The organism is Pseudomonas graminis (assembly GCF_900111735.1).
GTDB classification, from domain to species: domain Bacteria; phylum Pseudomonadota; class Gammaproteobacteria; order Pseudomonadales; family Pseudomonadaceae; genus Aquipseudomonas; species Aquipseudomonas graminis.
This window is the reverse complement of sequence record NZ_FOHW01000015.1, coordinates 1-25001: the sequence shown is the minus strand read 5'-3', so window position 1 is coordinate 25001 and position 25001 is coordinate 1. Positions and strand designations below refer to the sequence as shown.

The following is a 25001-nucleotide window of genomic DNA, read 5'->3' as shown; positions in this document are numbered from 1 at the left end:
GCGCCCGGCCCCATTGGCCGGGCGCAAAAACAGTTGGGAGTTTCACCCATGGCAGTTGCCTCCGGCGCCTACAAGAAATCCCTTGAGGGTGGTCAGCAACCGAAACAGGTGCTGGTCAAAATCGATCGGGTCACGAAAAAGTTCGATGAGACGATTGCTGTGGACGACGTGTCTCTGCAGATCAACAAGGGTGAAATCTTCGCCCTGCTCGGCGGGTCCGGCTCGGGGAAATCCACCCTGCTGCGCATGCTTGCCGGCTTTGAACGCCCGACCGAAGGCCGCATTTACCTCGACGGCGTCGACATCACCGACATGCCGCCGTACGAACGTCCGATCAACATGATGTTTCAGTCCTACGCGCTGTTTCCGCACATGACCGTGGCGGACAACATCGCCTTCGGCCTCAAGCAGGACAAGCTGCCCAAGGCCGAAGTCGAGGCCCGCGTGGCCGAGATGCTAAAGCTGGTGCAGATGACCCAGTACGCCAAGCGCAAGCCGCATCAGTTGTCCGGCGGACAGCGTCAGCGCGTGGCACTGGCTCGCTCACTGGCGAAAAAGCCGAAGCTTCTGCTGCTCGACGAGCCAATGGGCGCACTGGACAAAAAACTGCGTTCGCAGATGCAACTGGAATTGGTGGAAATCATCGAGCGCGTCGGCGTGACCTGCGTGATGGTGACCCACGACCAGGAAGAGGCCATGACCATGGCTGAGCGCATCGCGATCATGCACCTGGGCTGGATCGCCCAGATCGGCAGCCCGATCGATATTTATGAAACACCCACCAGCCGCCTGGTGTGCGAGTTCATCGGCAACGTCAACCTGTTCGACGGTGAAGTCATCGAAGACATGGAAGGCCACGCGCTGATCAGTAGTCCTGAGCTTGAACGCAAAATCTACGTCGGCCACGGCGTCACCACGTCAGTGGAAGACAAGCGCATTACCTACGCGCTGCGTCCCGAAAAGCTGCTGGTGACCACCGAGCAGCCGTCGTTCGAACACAACTGGTCCCGGGGCAAGGTTCATGACATCGCGTACCTGGGCGGTCACTCGGTGTTCTACGTGAAGCTGCCGTCGGGCAAGCTGGTGCAGTCGTTTGTCGCCAACGCCGAGCGTCAGGGCACGCGACCGACCTGGGACGACGAAGTCTTCGTCTGGTGGGAAGACGACAGTGGCGTGGTATTGCGCTCATGAAAATCCGAAAAATAAAACGGGCTTTCAATCGAATAAAACCCACCGGGCGCCAAGCCGTTATCGGCGTGCCGTTCCTGTGGCTGTTCCTGTTTTTCGCGCTGCCGTTTCTGATCGTTATCAAGATCAGTTTCGCTGAAGCCGATGTAGCGATTCCGCCGTACACCGAGATCTTTACCTACGTCGAGCAGAAGCTCGATATCGTGCTCAACTTCGCCAACTACGCGCTGCTGACCAGTGACGATCTGTATATCTCGGCGTACCTGGGTTCGTTGAAGATGGCCTTCATCAGCACCGTGCTGTGTCTGCTGATCGGCTATCCGATGGCGTACGGCATCTCCATCGCCCGCAAAGAAATACAGACGGTGTTGCTGCTGTTGATCATGATGCCGACGTGGACCGCGATCCTGATCCGCGTCTACGCGTGGATGGGCATCCTCAGCAACAATGGTCTGCTCAACGCTTTCCTGATGTGGCTGGGCGTGATCAGCGAGCCGTTGCAGATCCTCAACACCAACCTCGCGGTGTACATCGGCGTGGTCTATTCGTACCTGCCGTTCATGATCCTGCCGCTGTACGCGAATCTGGTGAAGCACGATCAAAGCCTGCTGGAAGCCGCATCGGACCTGGGTTCGAGCACCTTCAACAGCTTCTGGAAAATCACTGTGCCGCTGTCCAAGAACGGCATCATCGCGGGCTGCATGTTGGTGTTCATTCCGGTGGTGGGCGAATTCGTCATCCCTGAATTGCTGGGCGGCCCCGAGACGCTGATGATCGGTAAAGTGCTCTGGCAGGAATTCTTCAACAACCGTGACTGGCCGGTAGCGTCGGCGCTGGCGGTGGTGATGCTGTTGATACTCATCGTGCCGATCATTCTGTTCAACCGCAGTCAGGCCAAAGAACTGGAGGGCAAGGCATGAGAGGCTTCCGATTCTCGAACCTGATGTTGGTACTGGGCCTGATCTTCATCTACGCGCCCATGGTCATTCTGGTGATCTACTCGTTCAACGCCTCCAAGCTGGTGACGGTCTGGGGTGGCTGGTCGGTCAAGTGGTACGTCGGGCTGCTCGACAACACCCAACTGATGAGCGCGGTCATGCGCTCGCTGGAAATCGCGCTGTACACCTCCGTTGCGGCGGTGGCGCTGGGCACCATGGCGGCCTTCGTGCTGACACGCATCACCCGCTTCAAGGGCAAGACGTTCTTTGGCGGTCTGGTCACGGCGCCTTTGGTGATGCCCGAAGTGATCACCGGTCTGTCGCTGTTGCTGCTGTTCGTGGCGATGGCGCAGTTGCTCGGCTGGCCCGAGGAGCGCGGCGTTGTCACCATCTGGATCGCTCACACGACGTTCTGTGCGGCGTATGTGGCGGTGGTGGTGTCGGCGCGTCTGCGTGAGCTGGACATGTCCATCGAAGAAGCGGCAATGGACCTTGGCGCACGGCCGTGGAAGGTGTTCTTTTTGATCACCATCCCGATGATCGCGCCATCGCTGGCGGCGGGGGCGATGATGTCCTTCGCGCTGTCGCTGGACGACTTGGTACTGGCGAGCTTCGTCTCCGGCCCGGGCTCGACGACCCTGCCGATGGAAGTGTTCTCGGCGGTGCGCCTGGGCGTAAAGCCGGAGATCAACGCGATTGCCAGTTTGATTCTGCTGGCCGTGTCGATCGCGACCTTCCTGGTCTGGTTCTTCAGCCGCCGCGCGGAAAACAACCGCAAACGCGCGATCCAGCAAGCCATCGAAGAAGCTGCGGCAGACGGCTGGAAACAGCCGGACATACGCCGTGCGAAGGCGGTCGAGTCGGTTTAATCCCGATCACTGCTCCAGTGAGATGTTCCCACTGAATGCACGCGATGCTTTTAGTGGGACCGGCTTCAGCCGGGAAGAGGCCGGTGAGTACGCCGTAGATGCTGCGGTGTAACGCCTGACGCCTTCCCGGCTAAAGCCGGTCCCACAGTCGAGTTCACTCTCACTGATTGATCTCACCGGACTGATACCGGCCGCTGATCGTTCCCACGCTCTGCGTGGGAATGCATCTCCTGACGCTCCGCGTCACAGCGATTGACGCGGAGCGTCCCGGGCGGCATCCCCACGCGGAGCGTGGGGACGATCATCACTCACACAGGGTTAACGCCCCGGCACCAGCTTCAACACTTCTTTGCTGTTCCCCGCCACATCCCCTTCACTGAGCCGCTCGGGCACGTACTCGCCGTTAATGTAGCGCTGCGCCTGGTCGGCGTAGTGCTTGTCGAACAGCACGCCGCTTTGGCCCACCGGGTTGATGCCCAGTGCATGCGCCGGGTCTGCGAAGTCGATGAGGCGGCGCGTCGATGGCCCGTAAGTAACCGGCCACGGCGCGGGGCCCATGCTCGCTGACAGATTGTTCGGGACCTCATGGGTACCCGGCGCCGCGAACGGTCCGACATTGAACAGCATGTCCAGCGGCGGCTGTTTGCCCAGAGGATGTTCATGGGTCAGCGTGTGCGCCTTCCCCCACGTCCACTCATCCGGATTCTGCCCGTACAGCGATTTCAAATGCGAGACCGCTGCATGCCAGGCGACCTTCACCGTGTTGTCGCGACTTTCGGGTTCCCGAGAATGGCGATTGTTCCACCATGGTGAGTTCGCGTCGGCGGCCAGTCGCGGCAGGGCCATGTCAATAAGGCGGGTCGACAGCAGCGTGGTGAACAGACCATCGCTCAGCTCGTCATGGAACACCTCATCGGTCAGGTTGAACAGGAACTGATTGAACAGAGTGGCCCCCACCGAATCCACTGAGTACTCACCGTTCCACGCCGCCAGGCGCTCAAGCAGATCGTGCTCCTCTGGCTCACTGACCACGCGGCGCAGCACTGGAATCAGCGGCGTCAGAATCTGCGCGGCGTAGTCCGTCCGGGTCCCGAGTTGCAGCGCCTTGCTGTTCTCAAGATTCCATTTCACCGTGTCGTCGCTCAGCTGGCGATTCAACTGGCGACCGCGCTCGGCGAGGTTGTAATAGCCCGGAATCTCCATGCCCGTAGGCGACACCGGCTGGAAGTTCGCCGAAACGATATAACCCCGTGTCGGGTTTTCTTCCTGCGGGTTTGCGCTGAAAGGGTAGAAGCCATTCTTGTCGGCCTGTTCAGAGCTGCCATCAAGGATGAACGTTGGATTGACCCCCACAGGCCGCTTGGGCAACTGCGCCGCAGCCCACCAGCCGATATCGCCCTTGGCGTTGGCGTAAACGATGTTCAGGCCCGGCGACTGGATCTTCTCAGCAGCGCTGCGCATCTTGTCCAGCGTGTCGGCGCGGTTGGCTTCATAGAAGCCCTGGAGGATCGGGTTGTCCGACTCAAGGAGCGACCACCACATCGCAATCGGGGTATCGCTCGGCTGCTGCGCCCCGTTGGCGCCCAGCGCGTCATTGACGATCGGACCATGGGGTGACTGCCGCAGGGTAAGCGTGACGGGGGATTCACCCTTGACCGCGATCTGTTCGGTGCGGGACGTCATGTCCACCCAGGCGCCGTGGTACCAGATTTGATCGGGATTGTCGGGGTTAGTCTTCTCGGCGATCAGGTCCAGATCATCGTTCTGGAACATCGTCAGGCTCCAGCCGAAATCCGGATTGTGGCCGAGCAGGGCGAAGGGATTGAGGGCCTGAAAATGCCCGTACAACTCAAAACCCGGCGCGGTCAGCTGCGCTTCGTACCAGACCGCCGGCACCGAGAAACGAATGTGCGGATCGCCCGCCAGCAGCGGTTTGCCACTCTGGGTGCGGCTGCCAGACACTGCCCACGCATTGCTGCCCTCGAACTGCGGCAGGCCGGCTTTCTCCAGCGCCTGCTGGCTGAGCAGTGCCAGGTCATTGAGGCCTTTCCAGTCGTTGCCGGTCAGCGCAGGGGTTTGACTGACCCCTGAAGATTGTCCGAGCGCGCCTTTTGGCTGCCAGCCCGGATCGAAGACTTTCAGGTACTCCGGGCCCAGTTGATCCCGCACATAGGTCATCAGCGGCTCAGTGCGAAACGCCGCCGCGAAGCTGTACGCCAGATACCCGCCGACGCTGAGAGTGTCCTGCGCCGTGAACGGCCGCTCGTGAATGCCCAGCACGTCGAACTCGATCGGTTTGGGATGCGTCGCCTGATATTGATTGATGCCGTCCAGATACGCTTGAAGCGCCTTCCACGCCGGCGTGTTCTTGTCCTGACGCGCGACATAGGCATCGGCGTGCTCGCGGATGCGCAGGCTGCGGAACAGCTTGTCGGTGTTGACCAGCTTGGGGCCAAGAACCTCAGCCAGCTCGCCGCGCGCCAGCCTGCGCAGGATTTCCATCTGAAACAGACGGTCCTGAGCGTGGACGTAGCCCAGGGCGCGGTACAGATCGTCCTGGTTGTCGGCACGTATATGCGGCACGCCGCGCTCGTCGTAAGCCACGGTGACCGGGGCCTGCAGCCCGGCGAGGCTCATTTCGCCATCGCGGAACGGCTGCTTGCCGTGGATGTACCAGGCACCCGCGCCCCCGATGAGCACCAACAGTGCGATGACGACGTAAAGGCTGCGTTTCATGCAGTGGCTCAAATGAGAATCGGAAAGTTTTGCAGGCTACAGATTTGTCTCGCGACTGGGTAGACGGACCGCCCATGGATTTAAGTCGCGTAACTTGCCACGCCGCAGCGGACAGATGACACTTCCGTGCGGCCGCTTCCTACACACTCTCATCTGGAATTCCGATGTCCGACAAGTTTGACCCTGACCACCTGCGTGCTGAGCTATTGCCGCTGAGCGCGTCGCAAGCGCCGTCTGAAGAGGCCCGGGCTTATCAGCGTTTCTATGGTTTGAACGCGCTCGGCTCGGATGGCTCGATCAGCAGCCGGATCGGGCGCGTTGAAGTGGGCGGCTATGACATCGTCACGCAGTTGTGGAGCCCCGATAAACCCGTTGGCACGCTGGTGCTGATGCATGGCTTTTACGATCACGTCGGGCTGTATCGTCACGTCATCGACTGGGCGCTGGGCCTTGGGCTGGCGGTGATTGCCTGCGACTTGCCGGGCCATGGACTGTCCAGTGGGGCGCGGGCAAGCATTACTGACTTCGCGGAATATCAGGCAGTGCTTGATCGGCTTTTTGTGGAAGCCGAGAGCCTCAACCTGCCGCAGCCGTGGCACCTGTGCGGGCAAAGCACCGGCGGCGCGATTGTCATCGACCACGTGCTGCATCATGGCGATGCCAGCCCGGCGCAGGGCCAGATCATTCTGCTGGCGCCGCTTGTGCGGCCGCGTGGCTGGGCCCTGTCGAAACTCAGCTATCACCTGCTGCGTGGCTTCGTAAAAGCCATTGACCGACGCTTCAGCGAAAACTCAAACGCCCCGACTTTTCTCCCCTTTCTACTGGCGGATCCGTTGCAGCCGCGACGCCTGCCGACGGTATGGGTGGGCGCGCTGGCCAAATGGATCGAGCGTATCGAATGCGCGCCGCGAAGCTGTCGCAGCCCGCTCATCGTGCAGGGCGAGTCGGACATGACCGTGGACTGGAAACACAATCTGCCGGTACTCAAGGACAAGTTCGCCGAGCCGCAGATCTTCATGTTGCACGAAGCGCGTCACCATCTGGTCAACGAGTCACCCGAGTTGCGCGCGCGGTTTTTTGAGTTTCTGACCCAGCGGATGGGGTAGGGGCTATCTAGTCTGTAGGAGCGTGGCTTGTCCCGCGATCTGCCGCGCAGCGGCAGCAGGTGTGGTGATTACGGCATGTCAGGATGATCGGGTTTCCGAACTTACGGCCGGTTCCCGCCCGATCGCGGGACAAGCCACGCTCCTACGCTTCCCGCAGCAGGCGATAACGTTACTTCACAGTCTGCCCGACCGCCAATCCCGCGCGAACAGCGGCCAGCGCTGCCTGGTAATAGGCCTTGCCTTCGTTTGACTCGGCGAAGGTGGCGAACTCGTCCAGTTCTCCATCCGACAGGTCGCGGTAAACATAAAGCAGCGTGTTGTTCACGTCCTTGCCGATCTGACCCATGAGCCGCTGACGCTGACTGTCGAGCATCGCCTGGGTCGTTCCGCCGCCCATCAGGCCTGGAATCATCGAACTCAGGCTGTCGGCGGCGACGCCAGCAATCGCCATGCTGACCTCGGCACCAGCTTCCTTGGCGGGGAGCGCGTTGGCCAAGTGACCGATGATCAGCAGACGATTGTCGTCCGCCTGAATGTGCGGCAGGCCTTGAGCGTTTTTGGCCAGTTGGTCCGGGCGCGTGGCGGTGAGCTCGGCGTTGACGATCTTGCGACCCAGCGGCGACTGGAAAAACTGCAGCGCAGGATTGGGGTCCTGCAGCGTCTGGCGCAGCATTTGCTCCCCGCGCTGGTCCATCGCCTGCGGCGCGAAACGCTGATTGCTGTTGCTCACCAAGGCGTCGAATACGGCGGGCGGAAGGCTGTTGCGGTAACGCTGCTGAGCGGCTTTCAAGGCATCGACAAAATGAGCGCGTTGTTCCGGCCAGCCGGCGAGCTTGTACAGCTGATCGTGGCCGTCTGCCCAGGCGGGCAAAGTGCAGAACATCAACAGCAGGAAAAACAGACGGCGCATTAGAGACTCCTGTCGGCAGGCCGCCATTCTCGGTGGGTCAGCGGGGATTTGTCGAGTTAACACTTGCCAGACCCCGCTAAAAACCTCGGGTTCGATCAGCGGCAGGACAAAACCGCCGGGCGTATTCAAACCCGCAAAAATATTCCTCATTCGCCGGACTGCAGGCTCTGTCGGATTAATCGGGGTATGGATACTATGCGCGCCATGCGCATATCCCCTGATCACCCGCTTCTGTTGCGAATTGTCGACGACCTGGCCGAGCGTGGCTGGTCGCAGCAGAACATCTTCCTGCCCGACACCCTGACCGGTGAACTGGCGCTTGAATGCCGCACGCGTGCCGTTCAGGGAGAGCTCGCGCCTGCAGCAGTGGGGCGAGGGCCGGCGCAGGAGGTTCGCGAGGGGATTCGCGGCGATCACATTCAGTGGCTGGAGGCGGGGCAGGCCGAGCCCTGCGATCGTTATCTGGATCTGATGGAGAGCCTGCGTCAAGCGCTGAACCGGGGCCTGTTTCTGGGCCTTGAGGATTATGAAAGCCACTTTGCGCTCTATCCGCCCGGCGCCTTCTACCTCAAGCATGTCGACCGCTTTCGCGATGACGACAAACGTATGGTTTCGGCGGTCGTCTACCTCAACGACGGCTGGTTACCAGAGCATGGCGGTCAGTTGCGGATGTACCTCAAGGACGGCGTCGAGTATGACGTGCAGCCCACCGGCGGCTGCCTTGTGGTGTTCCTCTCGGGTGACATGCCCCACGAAGTCATGCCCTCGACCCGCGAGCGGCTGTCGCTGACCGGCTGGTTCAGACGGCGCGGGAACGAACCCTTCGAGCTGTAGCATCGGTCCAACATGAAATCTTCTACATCCCGCCACTCAGCGAAACACTTCGCGGCCAACCGCAGCTAAGGTAAAGGCTGTTCCTGAGCGGTTGTCTGTCGGCAACGAGAAGCTTCAATCCCCGAACCCGCCAGCCGCACATCGATAAAAACGGAGAGATCATGAAGACGTTATTTGCGAGAACTGCCCTGACCGGACTGCTGTTGGGGGCGAGCTTGCTGGCCCAGGCCGAGGACATGCCACGCACGGCATCCCCTGCGGGCGCCGAGGTTTACATCATCTCACCGAAGGATGGCGCGACCGTCAACGGCGCATTCAAGGTGCAGTTCGGCCTCAAGGGCATGGGCGTCGCCCCGGCCGGCGTTGACGTCCCGGACACCGGGCATCATCACCTGCTCATCGACGTCAAGGATCAGCCCGACATGAACGCGCCGCTGCCGACCACTGACAACATCCGCCACTTCGGCAAGGGCCAGACCGAAACCGAGCTGAACCTCACACCGGGTCAGCACACCCTGCAACTGTTGGTCGGCGACAAGAACCATGTCCCGCTGAACCCGCCAGTTGAATCGCAGAAGATCACCATCACGGTGAAATAACGCGTATCGCGTACCGGCAGATGCCATGGATGGCTTGGGGCACGCCGCATAGGCGTGTGTCGCCGCAGTCCCGTTGTAGGAGCGCGCTTGCCCGCGAATGCGATCTGTCTGTGCCATACATGTTGGATGACTCACCGCCTCTGCATAATTCGCCCCCGCGGCGCACAAAAAAAGGAGACCCGAAGGTCTCCTTTTTATCACCCCGAAACCAATGTCTTAGAACAAAACGCGGCTACGGATGGTGCCTTTGATGTGCTGCAGTTTCTCTTGCGCCAGATCGGAATACTCGGCGTCGACGTCGATGACCACGTAACCGACCTTCTCGTTGGTCTGCAGGAACTGACCGGAGATGTTGATGCCGTTTTCAGCGAAAACCTTGTTGATCTCCATCAGCACGCCCGGGATGTTCTGGTGGATGTGCAGCAGGCGGTGCTTGCCTGGGTGAGCCGGCAGGGCCACTTCCGGGAAGTTGACCGAGGAGACCGACGTACCGTTGTCGCTGTACTTGACCAGTTTCTCTGCCACTTCCAGACCGATGTTGGCTTGGGCCTCAGCGGTCGAGCCGCCGATGTGCGGTGTCAGGATCACGTTGTCCAGGCCACGCAGAGGGCTTTCGAACACGTCGTCGTTGGAGCGTGGCTCGACCGGGAACACGTCGATGGCCGCGCCGATCAGGTGCTGATCCTTGATCGCGTCAGCCAGGGCGTCGAGCTCGACCACCGTGCCGCGTGCCGCGTTGATCAGGATGGCGCCCTTCTTCATCGTGCGAATTTCTTTCTCGCCGATCATCCACTGGGTTTCGTTGGTTTCCGGAACGTGCAGGGTGACGATGTCGGCCATGCCCAGCAGCTCGTTCAGGCTAGACACCTGAGTGGCGTTGCCCAGCGGCAGCTTGGTCAGGGTGTCGTAGAAGTACACCTGCATGCCCAGGCCTTCAGCCAGGACCGACAGCTGAGTGCCGATCGAGCCGTAGCCGATGATGCCGAGCTTCTTGCCGCGAATCTCGAACGAGTTGGCCGCGCTCTTGATCCAGCCGCCACGGTGGCAGGAAGCGTTCTTCTCCGGGATACCGCGCAGCAGCAGGATGGCCTCGGCCAGCACCAGCTCCGCCACCGAACGGGTGTTGGAGTAGGGGGCGTTGAACACAGCGATGCCGCGTTCGCGGGCTGCGTTCAGGTCAACCTGGTTGGTACCGATGCAGAAGCAGCCGACCGCGACCAGTTTCTTGGCGCTGTCGAACAGTTCTTCAGTCAGTTGGGTGCGGGAACGAATACCGATGAAATGAGCGTCGGCAATCTTTTCCTTCAGTTCGGCTTCCGGCAGAGACTTGGTGTGGTACTCAATGCTGGTGTAACCGGCGGCCTTCAGGACGTCGACCGCGGACTGGTGGACGCCTTCGAGAAGAAGGAACTTGATCTTGCTCTTGTCGAGGGAAGTCTTGCTCATCTGCGTAAACCTGTGTCCCGGAGAGAAATGGCAGTAAGTGAAGCGCGCGCAAATCGGCCGAAAGCTCGATTGGCGGGGGGCGTATGCTAGCATATGCACCCCGCGAAACACCCCATTCCTGGACGTGAGCCGTTCTCAGGATGACCATGAATTGTTCGAGAGTTCTGTTGATGACCCATCCTGCGCTGATAGATGAGCTGAAGACCCTGGTTGAGCCTGGCAAGGTCCTGACCGACGCCGATTCCCTCGAAACCTACGGCAAGGACTGGACCAAACATTTCGCGCCCGCACCCACTGCCATCGTCTTCCCCAAGACCACCGAACAGGTCCAGGCGATCGTCCGCTGGGCCAATGATCGCAAGGTTGCGCTGGTCCCTTCGGGCGGCCGCACCGGGTTGTCCGCCGCCGCCGTTGCCGCCAACGGTGAGGTGGTCGTCAACTTCGATTACATGAATCAGGTGCTCGAACTCAACCTGACAGACCGCACTGCCATCTGCCAGCCAGGCGTGGTCACCAAGCAGCTGCAGAATCTCGCCGAAGAAAACGGCTTGTATTACCCGGTGGACTTCGCGTCGTCGGGCTCCAGCAACATCGGCGGCAACATCGGCACCAACGCCGGCGGGATCAAAGTGATTCGCTACGGCATGACCCGCAACTGGGTCGCGGGCCTCAAGGTGGTCACCGGCAAGGGCGACCTGCTCGAACTGAACAAAGACCTCATCAAAAACGCCACCGGCTACGACATGCGTCAGCTGTTCATTGGCGCTGAAGGCACGCTGGGCTTCGTGGTCGAGGCGACCATGCGTCTGGACCGTGCGCCGAAAAACCTCACCGCGATGGTTCTCGGGACCACCGACTTCAACGCCATCATGCCGGTGCTGCACGCGTTCCAGAGCAAGCTGGACCTCACCGCATTCGAGTTCTTCTCGGACAAGGCGCTGGCCAAGGTCATGGCGCGCGGTGACGTGCCTTCTCCGTTCGAAACCGAATGCCCGTTCTACGCGCTGCTGGAATTCGAAGCGACCACCGAAGAAGTGGCGAACCACGCGCTGGAAACCTTCGAGCACTGCGTCGAGCAGGGCTGGGTGCTGGATGGCGTGATGAGCCAGAGCGAACAGCAACTGCAGAATCTGTGGAAGCTGCGCGAATACATTTCGGAAACCATCTCTCACTTCACGCCGTACAAGAACGACATCTCGGTCACCGTTTCGAAGGTCCCGGCGTTTCTCGCTGAAGTGGACGCGATCGTTGGCCAGCATTACCCGGATTTCGAAATCGTCTGGTTCGGCCATATCGGCGACGGTAACCTGCACCTGAACATCCTCAAGCCGGAAAACCTGAGCAAGGAGGAGTTCTTTGCCAAGTGCGCGACGGTGAACAAGTGGGTGTTCGAGATCGTGCAGAAGTACAACGGCTCGATCTCCGCAGAGCACGGCGTCGGTATGACCAAGCGTGACTACCTGCACTACAGCCGCTCGCCGGTGGAAATCGAATACATGAAGGCCGTCAAAGCGGTGTTCGACCCGAACGGCATCATGAACCCCGGCAAAATCTTCGCGGTGTAAGCGGTTCCCCCATTACAACAAGCATTTCAGGAGCGCTCATGAGCTATCAGCACAAGTACGTCGACGGCACCAAGGTTCACTTTCCGCTGGGTAAAGTCGTCTGCATCGGCCGCAATTACGCCGAGCACGCCAAGGAACTGGACAACCCGGTACCGACCGAACCATTGCTGTTCATCAAGCCGGGCAGCTGCGTGGTCGGAATCGAGGGGGGCTTCAGCATTCCTCAGGACCGGGGTTCGGTGCATTACGAAGCCGAGATTGTCGTGCTGATCGGCAAGCCGCTGAGCAAGAACCCGAGCCGCGAAGAAGTCCTCGACGCGATCTCCGGCTTCGCTCCGGGCCTGGACCTGACGCTGCGCGACGTGCAGTCGAAGCTGAAAGAGAAAGGCCTGCCGTGGGAAATCGCCAAGTCGTTCGACGGCGCGGCGGTCATTGCGCCGTTCGTATCCGCTGACGCCTACCCCGATCTGACCGACATCGCCATTCGCCTGACCATCAACGGCGAAGTCCGTCAGGACGGCAACAGCAGTCACATGCTCAACCCGATCGTGCCGATGATCCAGCACATGGCGTCGCAGTTCTCGCTGCAGGCCGGTGACCTGATCATGACCGGCACGCCCGCAGGCGTAGGACCATTCACTGTTGGCGATGAGATCGTGCTGGAGCTGACAGGCCAGAGCCGTTTCGAAAGCGACGTTCGCGGATGACACAGCGTAAAAGCCGTCTGCGTTTCCGTTGGTGGTGGCTGCTCGTTGCAGCGCTGGTGATCCTGGCTGGTCTGTCGTACGCCTGGCACTGGGACGACCGCGGCGTGTTGTGGCTGAGCGAGCGCAACGTCACGCCGGCCGAGCGCGCGGCGGGTATCTGGCTGCCGGATTACAAGGTCGATATCGACGCCAAGCCGCTGGCCGGCATGGAAAAGGACGAGGCCTCGGATCTGTCTTACGACCCGGCGACCAAAACCCTGTACTCGGTGATGGGCAAAAACCCTTTCCTTTCCGAGATCACGCTGACCGGCGATGTGATTCGCAAGATTCCGCTTGAAGGCTGGGGCAACCCTGAAGGTGTTGCCGTTCTGGGCGACGGCCTGATTGCCATCGTCGATGAGCGCCAGCACTTGATGACCATCGTCCACGTCACGCCCGAAACCAAAACGTTGAACATCGCCGACTTCCCCAAGTACGACCTCGGTCGGTCGAAGGATCAGAATAAAGCGTTCGAAGGCGTGGCCTGGGACCCACGGGATCAGCAGTTCCTGTTTGGCGAAGAGCGTCCGCCAGCGCTGTACAGCTGGAAAGCCGATGGCAGCAGCGAAGTGAAAGGCGAGAAGCGCAAGCTGATCAATGACAACCTGATCGTGCGCAATCTGTCGTCCCTGTACGCGGACCAGAAGACCGGGCATTTGCTGGTGCTGTCCGCCGAGTCACACATGCTGCTGGAGCTGGACGGCAAGGGTAATCAGGTCAGCTTCATGACGCTGCTGCATGGGTTCAACGGTCTGAGCGACACTATCCCGCGCGCGGAAGGCGTGGCGATGGACGAGAACGGCACGATTTACATGGTCAGCGAGCCCAACCTGTTTTACAGCTTCAAGCGGCAGTGACGCCGGGCCGGTTTCGGCTTGAGCGTCTTCGCGTTCCCGCTTGAACCTGAAAAGGTCGAACGAGATGTCACATCGCTTTCAGTTTGGCTTCAGAATACGGTGCTATTAAATTCGCCCCACTGAAGTCGAGCCCCCTGCATGCGTCGTGTCACCCCGTTCCAGAGCGTCGCGCTCACGTTACTTGTCCTGTTGATACTGACCGCGTCGTTTTTTGTGGCGCGCGAATACCGGGTCATCGAGCGGCTCTGGTTCAACTGGTACGTGCTCTGGCAATCCAGTGACGCTCAAGCGCTGGGCCTCGACGCCTATGAGGTCGAGATTGAGGCGCGGGCCATCGACGGTTTGGAGGCGAACGTCTCGGCCCTCAGCTTTGATCCGCAGCGCAAGACCCTCTTTACCGTCACCAACAAAAACCCCGAGTTGGTCGAGCTGAGCCTGGAAGGGCGGATTCTCAGACGAATTCCCCTGACCGGGTTCGGGGACGCCGAAGCGGTCGAGTACATCAGCCCCGGAATCTACGTTATCAGCGACGAGCACAGTCAGAGGCTGATCAAGGTTCACGTGGATGACGACACGACTTTCCTCGACGCGGCCGATGCCGAGCAGCTGACCCTGGGCATCGACGCCGGCGGCAACAACGGCTTTGAAGGCCTGGCCTACGATAATCAGGGCCGCCGCCTGTTCGTCGCCAAAGAGCGGCGGCCGGTGCAGATCATCGAAGTGCGCGGCTTTCCCGACGCGGGAACCCACTCCCCCAACATCCTTGAAGTGACGTCCAGCAAGCAGCGGGATGCGGGCCTGTTCGTTCGTGACCTTTCCAGTCTGCAGTTCGATGAACGCAGTGGGCATTTGCTGGCGCTGTCGGATGAGTCGCGGCAGATTCTCGAGCTGGACACCGAGGGTAAGCCGGTCGCCAACGTGTCACTGACCAAGGGCAGCATGGGCCTGAGCAAAAGCGTGCCCCAGGCCGAGGGTATCGCCATGGGGGACGACGGCACGTTGTACGTCGTGAGCGAACCGAACCTGTTTTATGTGTTCAAGAAACGCTAAGGGCAAGGCATCCCCGCTTGGGTTCGCCTTGCCCCGCAACCATTAGCGCTTGAGGGTTTTCACGCCTTCTTGAGTGCCCAGCAGCAGCAGATCCGCCGGGCGCGCGGCGAACAGGCCGTTGGTGACGACACCGACGATGTTGTTGATCTGCGCTTCCACTTCCGACGGGTTGGTGATGTTCATGTTGTGCACATCGAGGATGATGTTGCCGTTGTCCGTCAGCACGCCCTCGCGGTAAACCGGGTCGCCGCCCAGCTTCACCAGTTCGCGGGCCACGTGGCTGCGAGCCATCGGGATCACTTCGACCGGCAGGGGAAACGCGCCCAGCACCGGCACCAGCTTGCTGGCGTCAGCGATGCAGATGAAAGTTTTCGCCACGGCGGCAACGATCTTCTCGCGGGTCAAGGCTGCGCCGCCGCCTTTGATCAGGTTCAAGTGCTCGTCGCTTTCATCGGCGCCGTCGACGTAAAACTCCAGGTCGCTGACCGTGTTCAGTTCATACACCGGAATGCCGTGGGCCTTGAGGCGTGCGGCCGTTGCGTCGGAGCTCGCGACTGCGCCGTCGAACGCGCCTTTGTGCAGGGCCAGCGCGTCGATGAAGCAATTGGCGGTAGAGCCGGTGCCCACGCCCACGACGCTTTTGTCGTCGAGTTTCGGAAGGATGAAATCGACGGCGGCCTGGGCAACGGCCTGTTTGAGTTGATCCTGGGTCATGCGAGGTGGGCTCCGGTTACAGGGAATAGCGATAGGTCCGAGGGCCGGCAGTATAACGACATGCCGTGGTCAAAGCCTGAGTCTTGATGTGGTCGTGCGACGGGGCGAGGGGTAGACTTCCGGGTCTTGCCCCTTCGCCAGCGATTCTTCCCCGATGCTCGAGCACTACGTCAAAAAGATTCTCAACTCCCGCGTCTATGACGTTGCCGTGGAAACCCCGCTGCACGCCGCACGCCAGCTTTCCGCGCGCCTGGGCAACAACGTGCTGCTCAAGCGCGAAGACTTGCAGCCGGTGTACTCCTTCAAGATTCGTGGCGCGTACAACAAGTTGGCGCAGCTGGGCCCGGAAGAACTGGCGCGGGGCGTGGTGACGGCATCGGCGGGCAATCATGCCCAGGGCCTGGCGCTGGCGGCGAAGACGCTGGGAGTGTCGGCGACCATCGTGATGCCGAAGACCACGCCGGAGATCAAAGTCGAAGGCGTGCGCTCCCGGGGCGGAAAAGTCGTACTCCATGGCGACTCGTTTCCCGAGGCGCTGGCGTATTCGCTGAAGCTGGTTGAGGAACACGGCTACGTCTACGTTCATCCGTACGACGACCCCGACACCATCGCCGGGCAAGGCACGGTGGCGATGGAAATCCTGCGTCAGCATCAGGGGCCACTGGATGCGATCTTTGTCCCGGTGGGTGGTGGCGGGCTGATTGCCGGCATTGCTGCGTATGTGAAATACCTGCGCCCGGAGATCAAGGTGATCGGCGTCGAGCCGGATGACTCCAATTGCCTGCAACAGGCCATGGCCTACGGCGAGCGCGTGGTGCTGCAACAGGTCGGGCTGTTCGCAGATGGCGTGGCCGTGGCGCAGATCGGTCAGTACACCTTCGAGATCTGCAAGGATTACGTCGACGAGGTGATCACCGTCAGCACTGACGAGATTTGCGCGGCGATCAAGGACATTTACGACGACACCCGCTCAATCACCGAACCCTCTGGCGCGTTGGGCGTGGCCGGGATCAAGAAGTACACCGAACAGTACGAAGTGACCGGGCAGACGTTTGTGGCCATCGATTCCGGCGCCAACGTAAACTTCGACCGTCTGCGCCACGTTGCCGAGCGCGCTGAACTGGGCGAAGGCCGCGAGGCAATCATTGCCGTGACCATTCCGGAACAGGCGGGCAGCTTCAAAGCCTTCTGTGAGGCCATCGGCAAACGACAGATCACCGAATTCAACTACCGCTACCACACTGACCGCGAAGCGCACATCTTCGTCGGCGTGCAGACCCACCCCGACACCGACCCTCGCAAAGCGCTGATCGCTAGCCTGACGGAACAGGGTTTCCCGGTGCTGGACCTGACCGACAACGAACTGGCCAAGCTGCACCTGCGACACATGGTCGGCGGGCATTCGGAGCGGGTCAGCGATGAGGTGGTGCTGCGCTTTGAATTCCCGGAGCGTCCGGGTGCGCTGTTCAATTTCCTGAACAAACTGGGCGGGAAATGGAATATTTCGATGTTCCACTACCGCAACCATGGCGCGGCAGATGGCCGAGTGGTGGCGGGGTTGGTGGTGCCGGAAGATGAGCGGCATCTGGTGCCGCAGGCGCTGGCAGAGATTGGTTATCCGTATTGGGACGAGACCAAGAACCCGGCGTACAAGCTGTTTCTGGGGTGAGCTCCGAAGACTGACACTGCTGACTTCAGCGGTTCATGCCCGGGACTGTAGGAGCGAGGCTGGTCCCGCGATCTGCCGGGAACGGCAGCAATACGGTGCATGCAGTCTCCGGACTGAAGAAGCAAGGTCGCTCATGGGCTGCGGCTTCGTGCCAGCTCGCGGGACAAGCCACGCTCCTACAGGATCAACAGCGGCGGCGATATGCAGCCGGCTGCTAATCTTCAAATACCGCCAGACACAGGGACACGAACACAATGGAACACTTCGCTGCACTGAAAATCCTGCACGTCGTCAGCACGGTGCTGCTGTTCATCTGCGCGCTGGGGCTGATCGTCTGGATTGTCCGTGGACGTCGGGCCGGCGATGCGACGGTTCAGAACCGCGCCATGCAACGGCCGTGGGCATTTGTCTGGGTGCTGATGGGCGTGTGCCTGATAACCCTGCCGATCAGCGGTTGGTGGCTGGTGCACTACGCTGGCTGGCCGCTGGGACAGACCTGGCTGCTGGCGGCGAGTGTGCTGTATCTCTTCGGCGCCTTGAGCTGGGCGTGGCTGGCGGTGCGGGTCAATCGCCTGCGCCGGCCGGTGATCGTGGGTAATTCCCGCTTCACACTCGCCCTGGCCATCTTCAGCGTGGTCTGCTTCGTGGCGATTGCCGGTCTGATGGGTGCCAAACCGGTTTAAACCTCATTTCGCAGTGACACCAGAGGCAGACCATGGATTGGGGTTGCCTGACCCATTTTTTCGCGGGCAAGCGCGCTCCTACAGAGGCGCGGTGACTTGTAGAAATGAGCTTGCTCGCGAAGGCTTTTCAGTCGCGCAGTGAAATCACCGGCCAGCCGCGACGGGTGGCCTCGGCGCGCAGCTTTTCATCAGGATCGACCGCGACCGGGTGGGCGACCTGCTCCAGCAGTGGCAAATCGTTCATAGAATCACTGTAGAACCAGCTGTCATCCAGGTTGAAGCCGTTCTCTTCGATCCAGCGGTTCAGGCGTGTCACTTTGCCCTCGCGGAAGCACGGCACGTCAGTGGTGCGCCCGGTGTAGCGGCCATCGACGATCTCGCACTCGGTCGCCAGCAACGTGTCGATGCCCAGCCGGGCCACGATCGGTGCGGTGACGAAACGGTTGGTCGCGGTGATCACCACCAGCTTGTCGCCAGCCTCGCGGTGTTTGGCGATGAGGGCCATGGCTTTCGGCAGGATCAGGGGCTCGATGCAGTCGCGCATGAATTCCCGGTGCCATTCGTCGAGCTGCGCCATGTCAGTGCGGCCGAGAATCTCCAGGCTGAAATTCAAGTAGTCGGTCAGGTTCAGCGTGCCGGCCAGATAGTCCTGATAAAAGGCATCGTTGCGTGCCTTGTAGGCAGCGCCGTCCAAGATGCCCCGTTCGCACAGGTAATCGCCCCAGGCATGGTCGCTGTCGCCGCCGAGGAGGGTGTTGTCGAGGTCGAAGAGGGCCAGACGCATGGGCTTTACTCGCTGAAATATCAGAAAAAAGAGCACAAGAATACGAGGTTTGCCTAAGAGATCGCATCTATTAATGCAGTTGTCACGATAAGCTGTCGCAGCCTCGTTGCTGCCTTCACGATCTTTGTGGAACAATGCGGCGACATGCGTTTGCGAGGTTGTAGCCGTGATCGACCCCGATGGTTTTCGCCCTAATGTCGGGATAATTCTGACAAATGATGCTGGTCAGGTCTTATGGGCTCGGCGCATCAATCAAGACGCCTGGCAGTTTCCACAGGGGGGTATCAACCCTCAGGAGACCCCGGAAGACGCGCTTTACCGTGAATTGAATGAAGAAGTCGGGCTGGAACGGCATGATGTTGAAATTCTTGCCTGCACCCGGGGTTGGTTGCGCTATCGTCTGCCGCAACGTTTGGTCCGTACCCACAGCCAGCCGCTGTGCATCGGCCAGAAGCAAAAATGGTTTCTCCTGCGCCTGATCTCCAACGAGCAGCGGGTGCGGATGGATTTGACCGGCAAACCGGAGTTCGATGGCTGGCGTTGGGTCAGTTATTGGTACCCGTTGGGCCAGGTGGTGACATTCAAGCGCGAAGTATATCGCCGCGCACTCAAAGAGCTTGCCCCGCGCCTGTTGGCGCGCGACTGACACGGAGTTCGACCCCGAGCCATGCTCAATACGCTGCGCAAGATCGTCCAGGAAGTTAACTCCGCCAAGGATCTCAGGGCGGCGTTGGGCATTATTGTATTGCGCGTAAAAGAGGCCATGAGCAGCCAGGTCTGCTCGGTCTATCTGCTCGATCCTGAAGCGAATCGCTTCGTGCTGATGGCCACCGAAGGCCTGAACAAGCGCTCGATCGGCAAGGTGAGCATGGCCCCGAACGAGGGCCTCGTGGGTCTGGTCGGTACGCGTGAAGAACCGCTGAACCTCGAAAACGCCGCCGATCACCCTCGCTATCGTTACTTTGCCGAAACCGGTGAAGAACGCTACGCCTCTTTCCTCGGTGCGCCGATCATCCACCACCGCAGGGTAGTGGGCGTCCTGGTCATCCAGCAAAAAGAGCGCCGTCAGTTCGACGAGGGCGAAGAAGCCTTCCTGGTCACGATGAGCGCGCAGCTCGCCGGCGTTATCGCCCACGCAGAAGCCACCGGCTCCATTCGCGGGCTAGGTCGGCAGGGCAAGGGCATTCAGGAAGCCCGATTCGTCGGCGTGCCGGGTTCACCGGGTGCTGCCGTCGGCACCGCGCTGGTCATGCTGCCGCCGGCTGACCTAGAAGTCGTGCCGGACAAAACCGTCACCGACATCACCGCTGAGCTTAAACTGTTCCAGACTGCACTTGAAGGCGTTCGCAATGATATGCGCACCCTTTCGGCGAAGTTGGCGACACAATTGCGTCCTGAAGAGCGCGCGCTCTTTGATGTATACCTGATGATGCTCGACGATGCTTCGCTGGGCAGCGAAGTCACCAACGTCATCAAGACCGGCCAGTGGGCCCAGGGCGCGTTGCGTTCGGTGGTCAACGAGCACGTCAAACGCTTCGAGCTGATGGACGACGCCTATCTGCGTGAACGCGCATCGGACGTCAAAGACCTGGGTCGCCGCCTGCTGGCCTACCTTCAGGAAGCGCGCCAGCAAACACTGGTCTACCCCGACAACACCATTCTGGTCAGCGAAGAGCTCTCGCCCGCCATGCTTGGCGAGGTGCCGGAGGGCAAGTTGGTGGGGCTGATTTCGGTACTCGGTTCGGGTAACTCCCACGTCGCCATTCTGGCCAGGGCCATGGGCATTCCCACGGTCATGGGTGTGGTGGACCTGCCGTACTCGAAAGTCGACGGCATCCAGCTGATCGTCGACGGCTACCATGGCGAAGTCTTCACCAATCCCTCCGAGATCCTGATCAAGCAGTACTCCGTCGTCGTCGAAGAGGAGCGTCAGCTCTCTCAAGGCCTCGACGCGCTGCGTGAGTTGCCGTGCGTGACCCTCGACGGTCACCGCATGCCGCTGTGGGTCAATACCGGTCTGCTGGCAGACGTGGCCCGTGCGCAACAGCGAGGCGCGGAAGGCGTCGGCCTGTACCGCACCGAAGTCCCGTTCATGATTCAGCAGCGGTTCCCGAGCGAGAAAGAACAGCTCGCCATCTACCGTGAGCAGCTGGCGGCGTTCCACCCGTTACCGGTGACCATGCGAACGCTGGACATTGGTGGCGACAAGTCGCTGTCGTACTTCCCGATCAAGGAAGACAACCCGTTCCTCGGCTGGCGCGGCATTCGCGTGACGCTGGATCACCCGGAAATCTTTCTGGTGCAGACCCGCGCCATGCTCAAGGCCAGCGAAGGCTTGAACAACCTGCGGATTCTGTTGCCGATGATCTCCGGCACCCACGAAACCGAAGAGGCGTTGCACCTGATCCACCGGGCGTGGGGCGAAGTGCGCGATGAAGGCACCGACGTGCCGATGCCACCGGTGGGCGTGATGATTGAAGTCCCGGCGGCGGTCTATCAGACCCGTGAGCTGGCGCGTCAGGTGGATTTCCTGTCCGTCGGCTCCAACGACTTGACCCAGTATTTGCTGGCGGTCGACCGCAACAACCCGCGCGTGGCGGATTTGTACGACTACCTGCACCCGGCGGTGCTTCAAGCTCTGCAGAGTGTAGTGCGCGATGCCCACGCCGAAGGCAAGCCGGTGAGCATCTGCGGCGAAATGGCCGGTGATCCTGCGGCGGCGGTGCTGCTGATGGCGATGGGCTTCGACAGCCTGTCGATGAACGCCACCAACTTGCCGAAAGTGAAGTGGATGCTGCGCCAGATCAACCTGAGCATGGCCAAAGACCTGTTGGCCCAACTGATGAAGAACGATAATCCCCAAGTCATCAGCAGTTCGCTGCAACTGGCGCTGAGGAATCTGGGCCTGTCGCGGATGATCAATCCGGGGTCTGTGAAGGGGCATTGAGGGCTGGCGCTGCGCTGCTCTTAGTGGGACCGGCTTCAGCCGGGAAGAGGCCAGATCAGTCGCCCTCAAATGTGCGGTGTGACACAGGACGCTTTCCCGGCTAAAGCCGGTCCTACAAGGGTAAGCCCGCCGCACCAGCAGACGCGCAGCAGTTTATGTAGGACCGGCTTTAGCCGCGAAGAGGTGTAGTCAAATCCTCAGATCCACCTCTCCCAATCTCCCGCCATACGGCCCAAAGCTGCGCTCGATCAGGCGCCGGCTGCCATCCGCATTAACCAGCAATACCGTGCTCGCCCGCGTGCCGTAATTGGGGCTGGCGATGAACACGCTCGACAGCAATTTCTCCGTCGCGAGCCCAACGCCGGTGCTCGGCAGTTCAGCGTCCGGCGCAGGCGCGTGGTCGGCAAGAAAACCAAACAGCGCTTCTGGATCAGGCGTATGCAGCTGTTCCGACAGGGCGGCTTTGGCTTTCACCAGCTTCGGCCATGACGTATCGAGCCCGGCGTTGGACACACCGTAAACGCCTGCTTCCAGGCGGCGGGGTGTCGGGTCGTTTGCATTGAGGAAGTGCAACTGGTGAAGATCACCCACCAGCAAGTTGAACCCGCCGTACTCCGCCGAACGCGCGGCGACATCACGCAAATACTCGTCAGTCGCAATTTCATTGTTTAAAAAACCAGCAACCAATTCGCCCCGCGAACGACGGCCAGGTGGCTTGCCCGGCTCGCGGATATTGGTCAGCGCTGCGAATCGTCCGTCAGCATTGATCCCCAGCCACGTCCCGCCCGCTTCAAGATCGCGCCCCGCATACACTTGCGGCGCGTCTTCCCACTGGGCCAGCGGCAGCGTAGGGCGGGCGTAGAACTCGTCACGATTGGCCGCCAGAATCAGCGGCTGAGGGTGCGACGGTCGCCAGGCGAAGACGATAAGGCACATGGATGACTCCTTTTTGAGCCACTTTACCCACCCCGCACGCCGACATCCATCGCACGCTGCTAGAGCGGATCGGCGCGGTCCGGTAACATGCCGCACTGTTTTTGAGAGATGTCCGCGCCAGCCGGGGCGACATCGTCGGCGTGCGGGTTTGCCAACGCGGTCGCTCTTGCACCAAGTTTCATCATTATTGGGTGGCACCACCTGCTACCGCCGCCGCATAGTTCTGCTTCGTCGCTCAATGAGCGCTTCTATTTCAAGGAGTCGCAATGCTGCCTTACCCGCAGATTGACCCGGTAGCCGTGGCCATCGGTCCGCTGCAAATTCACTGGTACGGCCTGATGTATCTGGTCGGTATCGGCAGTGCCTGGTACCTGGCATCCCGTCGCCTGAATCGCTTTGACCCGACGTGGACCAAAGAAAAGCTCTCGGACATGATTTTCTGGGTCGCCATGGGCGTCATCGTCGGCGGGCGTCTCGGCTACGTCCTGTTCTACGATCTGCCCAACTACATCGCCAACCCGCTGCTGATCCTTGAAGTGTGGAAGGGCGGCATGGCGTTCCACGGCGGCTTTATCGGCGTGATGATTGCGACTTACTGGTTCGGCAAGCGCAACGGCAAGTCGTTCTTCCAGCTCATGGACTTCATCGCACCCATGGTGCCGATTGGTCTGGGTGCCGGGCGCATCGGCAACTTCATCAACGCCGAACTGTGGGGCAAGCCGACTGATCTGCCTTGGGCCATGGTGTTCCCCACCGACCCTGCGCAACTGCCGCGCCACCCGTCACAGCTCTACCAGTTCGCGCTGGAAGGCGTGGCCTTGTTCGTCATTCTCTATTTCTTCTCCCGCAAGCCGCGTCCGACCATGGCCGTGTCCGGCATGTTCGCGCTGTTCTACGGCATCTTCCGCTTCGTGGTGGAATTCGTCCGCGTGCCGGACGCCCAGCTGGGTTATCTGGCCTGGGGCTGGGTCACCATGGGGCAGATCCTCAGCCTGCCGATGATCATTGGCGGTCTGGTGCTGATCTGGCTTGCTTACCACCGCGCGCCCGCTGCCAACAACGCTGCAGCGTGACGCGCCGGCTACATTTGCTGAACGCCGGGCCTGTAGGGTTCGGCGGATTCACCGAAACAGAGGGCCTTTGGTCATGAAGCAATACCTTGAACTGCTGCAGGACGTCATCAACAACGGAACCCGCAAGGGCGACCGCACCGGGACCGGCACCACGGCCGTGTTCGGTCGGCAGATTCGCCACAACCTGGCCGATGGCTTCCCGCTGCTGACCACCAAGAAGCTGCACTTCAAGAGCATCGCCAACGAGTTGATCTGGATGCTCAGCGGCAACACCAACACCAAATGGCTGAACGAGAACGGCGTGACCATCTGGGACGAGTGGGCCACCGAAGACGGCGACCTGGGCCCGGTGTACGGCGCACAGTGGACCGGCTGGCCCACCAAGGATGGCGGCAAGATCAACCAGATCGATTACATGGTCGATTGCCTGAAGAACAACCCCAACAGCCGCCGCATCCTGTTCCACGGCTGGAACACCGAATACCTGCCGGACGAGAAGCTGTCGCCGCAGGAGAACGTCAAGGCCGGGCGCCAGGCCCTTGCGGTGTGTCATTTGCTGTACCAGGCCTTTGTGGCCGACGGCAAGCTGTCGATGCAGTTGTACATTCGCAGTTCCGACGTCTTCCTCGGCCTGCCGTACAACATCGCGGCGCTGGCGTTGCTGACCCACATGCTGGCTCAGCAATGCGACCTGATCCCCCACGAGATCATTGTCAGCCTGGGCGACACCCACGCCTATTCCAACCATGAAGAGCAGATCGCGACGCAGCTGACCCGCACGCCACGACAGCTGCCGCAGCTGAACATCAAGCGCCGCCCGGAGAGCATCTACGACTATCGCTTCGAAGACTTCGAGATAGTGGGTTATGACGCGGATCCGAGCATCAAGGCGCCAGTGGCTGTTTAAGCGCTGATCCGAAGCCATTCGCTGGACCTGTAGGAGCGCGCTTGCCCGCGATTGCGATTTGTATGTGTCAGGACATCGCCTGACACACTGCATTATCTGGTCGGCTGTGACCGTGAGTGGCGCCTTCCAGGAACAGCCGGATTTCAGAGAGCCGCCGCTGTCCATCGAAGGCGTGGCCGCTCACTGGAACCATCGCGTGGATGGCGACTATTACTCGCAGCCGGGCAACCTGTTCCGCCTGATGAACGCCCGGGAGAAACAGCCGCTGTTCGACAACACCGCCCGCTCCCTGCGTGGCGTGTCGGCGCCGAGCATCCAGCCGTACATCGAACATTGCTCAATGGCCGGCCCCGAGTACGGGATTGGCGTGGCGGCTGCGGCTGAGCGTATTCACAACGCCTGATCCCTGTGGGGCAGGCTTTAGCCGGGAAGGCGGCGGGTGCC

The 25001-nt window shown here is 60.7% G+C and carries 23 protein-coding genes; 17 read left to right on the top strand and 6 right to left on the bottom strand.

Annotated features, from left to right (window positions below; genetic code table 11):
• Positions 1–48 precede the first annotated feature (48 nt).
• From potA to BMY98_RS13045, 3 genes are read left to right on the top strand one after another with little or no spacing between them, the layout of a single operon-like run.
• Complete coding sequence (gene potA / locus BMY98_RS13055) at positions 49–1191, top strand: polyamine ABC transporter ATP-binding protein (RefSeq protein WP_074889771.1); 1143 nt, start codon at positions 49–51, stop codon at positions 1189–1191.
• Positions 1188–2108: an ABC transporter permease subunit gene (locus tag BMY98_RS13050; RefSeq protein ID WP_074889768.1), complete on the top strand. Its 921-nt coding sequence runs from the start codon at positions 1188–1190 to the stop codon at positions 2106–2108. The genes potA and BMY98_RS13050 overlap by 4 nt, the downstream gene beginning before the upstream one ends.
• A complete protein-coding gene (locus BMY98_RS13045) occupies positions 2105–2995 on the top strand; it encodes an ABC transporter permease subunit (protein WP_074889765.1) in 891 nt (296 codons plus the stop codon). Before BMY98_RS13050 ends, BMY98_RS13045 begins: the two co-directional genes overlap by 4 nt.
• A 318-nt stretch (positions 2996–3313) precedes the next feature.
• Here the strand turns inward: BMY98_RS13045 and BMY98_RS13040 are convergent, their stop codons facing one another.
• On the bottom strand, positions 3314–5731 hold the full coding sequence (locus BMY98_RS13040) for a penicillin acylase family protein (protein ID WP_074889762.1): 2418 nt from the start codon (positions 5729–5731) through the stop codon (positions 3314–3316).
• Between the two features lie 164 nt (positions 5732–5895).
• On the opposite strand from BMY98_RS13040, the gene bipL reads away from it, so the two are divergent.
• Entirely contained in the window at positions 5896–6837 is a 942-nt protein-coding gene (gene bipL / locus BMY98_RS13035) for a phospholipase BipL (protein WP_074889760.1), read from the top strand.
• Between the two features lie 169 nt (positions 6838–7006).
• On the opposite strand, the gene BMY98_RS13030 is transcribed toward bipL, so the two are convergent.
• Positions 7007–7747 carry a DUF2059 domain-containing protein gene (locus tag BMY98_RS13030; protein ID WP_074889757.1) on the bottom strand — a complete coding sequence of 247 codons (741 nt, stop codon included), beginning with the start codon at positions 7745–7747 and terminating at the stop codon, positions 7007–7009.
• 195 nt (positions 7748–7942) lie between these two features.
• Between BMY98_RS13030 and BMY98_RS13025 the strand changes: the two genes are divergently transcribed.
• Complete coding sequence (locus BMY98_RS13025; protein ID WP_074889754.1) at positions 7943–8581, top strand: 2OG-Fe(II) oxygenase; 639 nt, start codon at positions 7943–7945, stop codon at positions 8579–8581.
• A gap of 161 nt (positions 8582–8742) precedes the next feature.
• On the top strand, positions 8743–9180 hold the full coding sequence (locus tag BMY98_RS13020) for a DUF4399 domain-containing protein (RefSeq protein ID WP_074889752.1): 438 nt from the start codon (positions 8743–8745) through the stop codon (positions 9178–9180).
• A 216-nt stretch (positions 9181–9396) separates the two neighbouring features.
• Here the strand turns inward: BMY98_RS13020 and serA are convergent, their stop codons facing one another.
• Complete coding sequence (gene serA, locus BMY98_RS13015; RefSeq protein ID WP_074889749.1) at positions 9397–10626, bottom strand: phosphoglycerate dehydrogenase; 1230 nt, start codon at positions 10624–10626, stop codon at positions 9397–9399.
• A 170-nt stretch (positions 10627–10796) separates the two neighbouring features.
• On the opposite strand from serA, the gene BMY98_RS13010 reads away from it, so the two are divergent.
• From BMY98_RS13010 to BMY98_RS12995, 4 genes are all read left to right on the top strand, one after another.
• Positions 10797–12191 carry an FAD-binding oxidoreductase gene (locus tag BMY98_RS13010; RefSeq protein ID WP_074889745.1) on the top strand — a complete coding sequence of 465 codons (1395 nt, stop codon included), beginning with the start codon at positions 10797–10799 and terminating at the stop codon, positions 12189–12191.
• A 38-nt stretch (positions 12192–12229) separates the two neighbouring features.
• Positions 12230–12898 carry a fumarylacetoacetate hydrolase family protein gene (locus tag BMY98_RS13005; RefSeq protein WP_065987348.1) on the top strand — a complete coding sequence of 223 codons (669 nt, stop codon included), beginning with the start codon at positions 12230–12232 and terminating at the stop codon, positions 12896–12898.
• Positions 12895–13794 carry an SdiA-regulated domain-containing protein gene (locus BMY98_RS13000; RefSeq protein ID WP_074889742.1) on the top strand — a complete coding sequence of 300 codons (900 nt, stop codon included), beginning with the start codon at positions 12895–12897 and terminating at the stop codon, positions 13792–13794. The genes BMY98_RS13005 and BMY98_RS13000 overlap by 4 nt, the downstream gene beginning before the upstream one ends.
• Before the next feature lie 138 nt (positions 13795–13932).
• Positions 13933–14844 (top strand): SdiA-regulated domain-containing protein, encoded by a 912-nt coding sequence (locus BMY98_RS12995; RefSeq protein ID WP_074889739.1) that lies wholly within the window; start codon positions 13933–13935, stop codon positions 14842–14844.
• A gap of 42 nt (positions 14845–14886) precedes the next feature.
• On the opposite strand, the gene rpiA is transcribed toward BMY98_RS12995, so the two are convergent.
• On the bottom strand, positions 14887–15558 hold the full coding sequence (rpiA, locus tag BMY98_RS12990; protein ID WP_074889736.1) for a ribose-5-phosphate isomerase RpiA: 672 nt from the start codon (positions 15556–15558) through the stop codon (positions 14887–14889).
• A 154-nt stretch (positions 15559–15712) separates the two neighbouring features.
• Between rpiA and ilvA the strand changes: the two genes are divergently transcribed.
• Positions 15713–17227 carry a threonine ammonia-lyase, biosynthetic gene (gene ilvA, locus BMY98_RS12985; RefSeq protein WP_074889734.1) on the top strand — a complete coding sequence of 505 codons (1515 nt, stop codon included), beginning with the start codon at positions 15713–15715 and terminating at the stop codon, positions 17225–17227.
• A 254-nt stretch (positions 17228–17481) separates the two neighbouring features.
• Positions 17482–17910, top strand: a complete 429-nt coding sequence (locus tag BMY98_RS12980) for a DUF2269 family protein (protein WP_074889731.1) — start codon at positions 17482–17484, stop codon at positions 17908–17910.
• Positions 17911–18037: 127 nt separating this feature from the next.
• Here BMY98_RS12980 and BMY98_RS12975 read toward each other — a convergent pair whose 3' ends face one another.
• Positions 18038–18694 carry a histidinol-phosphatase gene (locus BMY98_RS12975; protein WP_074889728.1) on the bottom strand — a complete coding sequence of 219 codons (657 nt, stop codon included), beginning with the start codon at positions 18692–18694 and terminating at the stop codon, positions 18038–18040.
• Positions 18695–18860: 166 nt separating this feature from the next.
• Here BMY98_RS12975 and BMY98_RS12970 point away from each other — a divergent pair, with 166 nt between their 5' ends.
• A complete protein-coding gene (locus BMY98_RS12970; RefSeq protein ID WP_062379340.1) occupies positions 18861–19340 on the top strand; it encodes an RNA pyrophosphohydrolase in 480 nt (159 codons plus the stop codon).
• Between the two features lie 21 nt (positions 19341–19361).
• The gene (ptsP, locus tag BMY98_RS12965; protein WP_074889725.1) at positions 19362–21641 is read left to right on the top strand and encodes a phosphoenolpyruvate--protein phosphotransferase; all 2280 of its coding nucleotides are present in this window, start codon (positions 19362–19364) and stop codon (positions 21639–21641) included.
• A 189-nt stretch (positions 21642–21830) separates the two neighbouring features.
• Here the strand turns inward: ptsP and BMY98_RS12960 are convergent, their stop codons facing one another.
• A complete protein-coding gene (locus BMY98_RS12960; protein WP_074889722.1) occupies positions 21831–22577 on the bottom strand; it encodes an NRDE family protein in 747 nt (248 codons plus the stop codon).
• Positions 22578–22843: 266 nt separating this feature from the next.
• On the opposite strand from BMY98_RS12960, the gene lgt reads away from it, so the two are divergent.
• The 3 genes from lgt (at position 22844) to BMY98_RS12945 (ending at position 24960) form a co-directional block, all read left to right on the top strand.
• Positions 22844–23650 carry a prolipoprotein diacylglyceryl transferase gene (lgt, locus tag BMY98_RS12955; protein ID WP_074889720.1) on the top strand — a complete coding sequence of 269 codons (807 nt, stop codon included), beginning with the start codon at positions 22844–22846 and terminating at the stop codon, positions 23648–23650.
• Positions 23651–23723: 73 nt separating this feature from the next.
• A complete protein-coding gene (locus BMY98_RS12950; RefSeq protein WP_074889717.1) occupies positions 23724–24557 on the top strand; it encodes a thymidylate synthase in 834 nt (277 codons plus the stop codon).
• Between the two features lie 112 nt (positions 24558–24669).
• Complete coding sequence (locus tag BMY98_RS12945; protein ID WP_245760059.1) at positions 24670–24960, top strand: catalase-related domain-containing protein; 291 nt, start codon at positions 24670–24672, stop codon at positions 24958–24960.
• Positions 24961–25001 lie beyond the last annotated feature (41 nt).

Excerpts from the sequence above, each read along its gene's own strand:
- BMY98_RS13050 (WP_074889768.1), top strand. The coding sequence starts at position 1,188 with ATGAAAATCCGAAAAATAAAACGGGCTTTCAATCGAATAAAACCCACC.
- rpiA (WP_074889736.1), bottom strand. The coding sequence starts at position 15,558 with ATGACCCAGGATCAACTCAAACAGGCCGTTGCCCAGGCCGCCGTCGAT.
- serA (WP_074889749.1), bottom strand. The coding sequence starts at position 10,626 with ATGAGCAAGACTTCCCTCGACAAGAGCAAGATCAAGTTCCTTCTTCTC.
- BMY98_RS12960 (WP_074889722.1), bottom strand. The coding sequence starts at position 22,577 with ATGTGCCTTATCGTCTTCGCCTGGCGACCGTCGCACCCTCAGCCGCTG.
- BMY98_RS13005 (WP_065987348.1), top strand. The coding sequence starts at position 12,230 with ATGAGCTATCAGCACAAGTACGTCGACGGCACCAAGGTTCACTTTCCG.
- BMY98_RS12995 (WP_074889739.1), top strand. The coding sequence starts at position 13,933 with ATGCGTCGTGTCACCCCGTTCCAGAGCGTCGCGCTCACGTTACTTGTC.
- lgt (WP_074889720.1), top strand. The coding sequence starts at position 22,844 with ATGCTGCCTTACCCGCAGATTGACCCGGTAGCCGTGGCCATCGGTCCG.
- BMY98_RS13030 (WP_074889757.1), bottom strand. The coding sequence starts at position 7,747 with ATGCGCCGTCTGTTTTTCCTGCTGTTGATGTTCTGCACTTTGCCCGCC.
- BMY98_RS12980 (WP_074889731.1), top strand. The coding sequence starts at position 17,482 with ATGGAACACTTCGCTGCACTGAAAATCCTGCACGTCGTCAGCACGGTG.
- bipL (WP_074889760.1), top strand. The coding sequence starts at position 5,896 with ATGTCCGACAAGTTTGACCCTGACCACCTGCGTGCTGAGCTATTGCCG.
- BMY98_RS13045 (WP_074889765.1), top strand. The coding sequence starts at position 2,105 with ATGAGAGGCTTCCGATTCTCGAACCTGATGTTGGTACTGGGCCTGATC.
- BMY98_RS13025 (WP_074889754.1), top strand. The coding sequence starts at position 7,943 with ATGCGCGCCATGCGCATATCCCCTGATCACCCGCTTCTGTTGCGAATT.
- BMY98_RS12975 (WP_074889728.1), bottom strand. The coding sequence starts at position 18,694 with ATGCGTCTGGCCCTCTTCGACCTCGACAACACCCTCCTCGGCGGCGAC.
- BMY98_RS13040 (WP_074889762.1), bottom strand. The coding sequence starts at position 5,731 with ATGAAACGCAGCCTTTACGTCGTCATCGCACTGTTGGTGCTCATCGGG.
- BMY98_RS13020 (WP_074889752.1), top strand. The coding sequence starts at position 8,743 with ATGAAGACGTTATTTGCGAGAACTGCCCTGACCGGACTGCTGTTGGGG.
- potA (WP_074889771.1), top strand. The coding sequence starts at position 49 with ATGGCAGTTGCCTCCGGCGCCTACAAGAAATCCCTTGAGGGTGGTCAG.
- ilvA (WP_074889734.1), top strand. The coding sequence starts at position 15,713 with ATGCTCGAGCACTACGTCAAAAAGATTCTCAACTCCCGCGTCTATGAC.
- BMY98_RS13010 (WP_074889745.1), top strand. The coding sequence starts at position 10,797 with ATGACCCATCCTGCGCTGATAGATGAGCTGAAGACCCTGGTTGAGCCT.
- ptsP (WP_074889725.1), top strand. The coding sequence starts at position 19,362 with ATGCTCAATACGCTGCGCAAGATCGTCCAGGAAGTTAACTCCGCCAAG.
- BMY98_RS13000 (WP_074889742.1), top strand. The coding sequence starts at position 12,895 with ATGACACAGCGTAAAAGCCGTCTGCGTTTCCGTTGGTGGTGGCTGCTC.
- BMY98_RS12950 (WP_074889717.1), top strand. The coding sequence starts at position 23,724 with ATGAAGCAATACCTTGAACTGCTGCAGGACGTCATCAACAACGGAACC.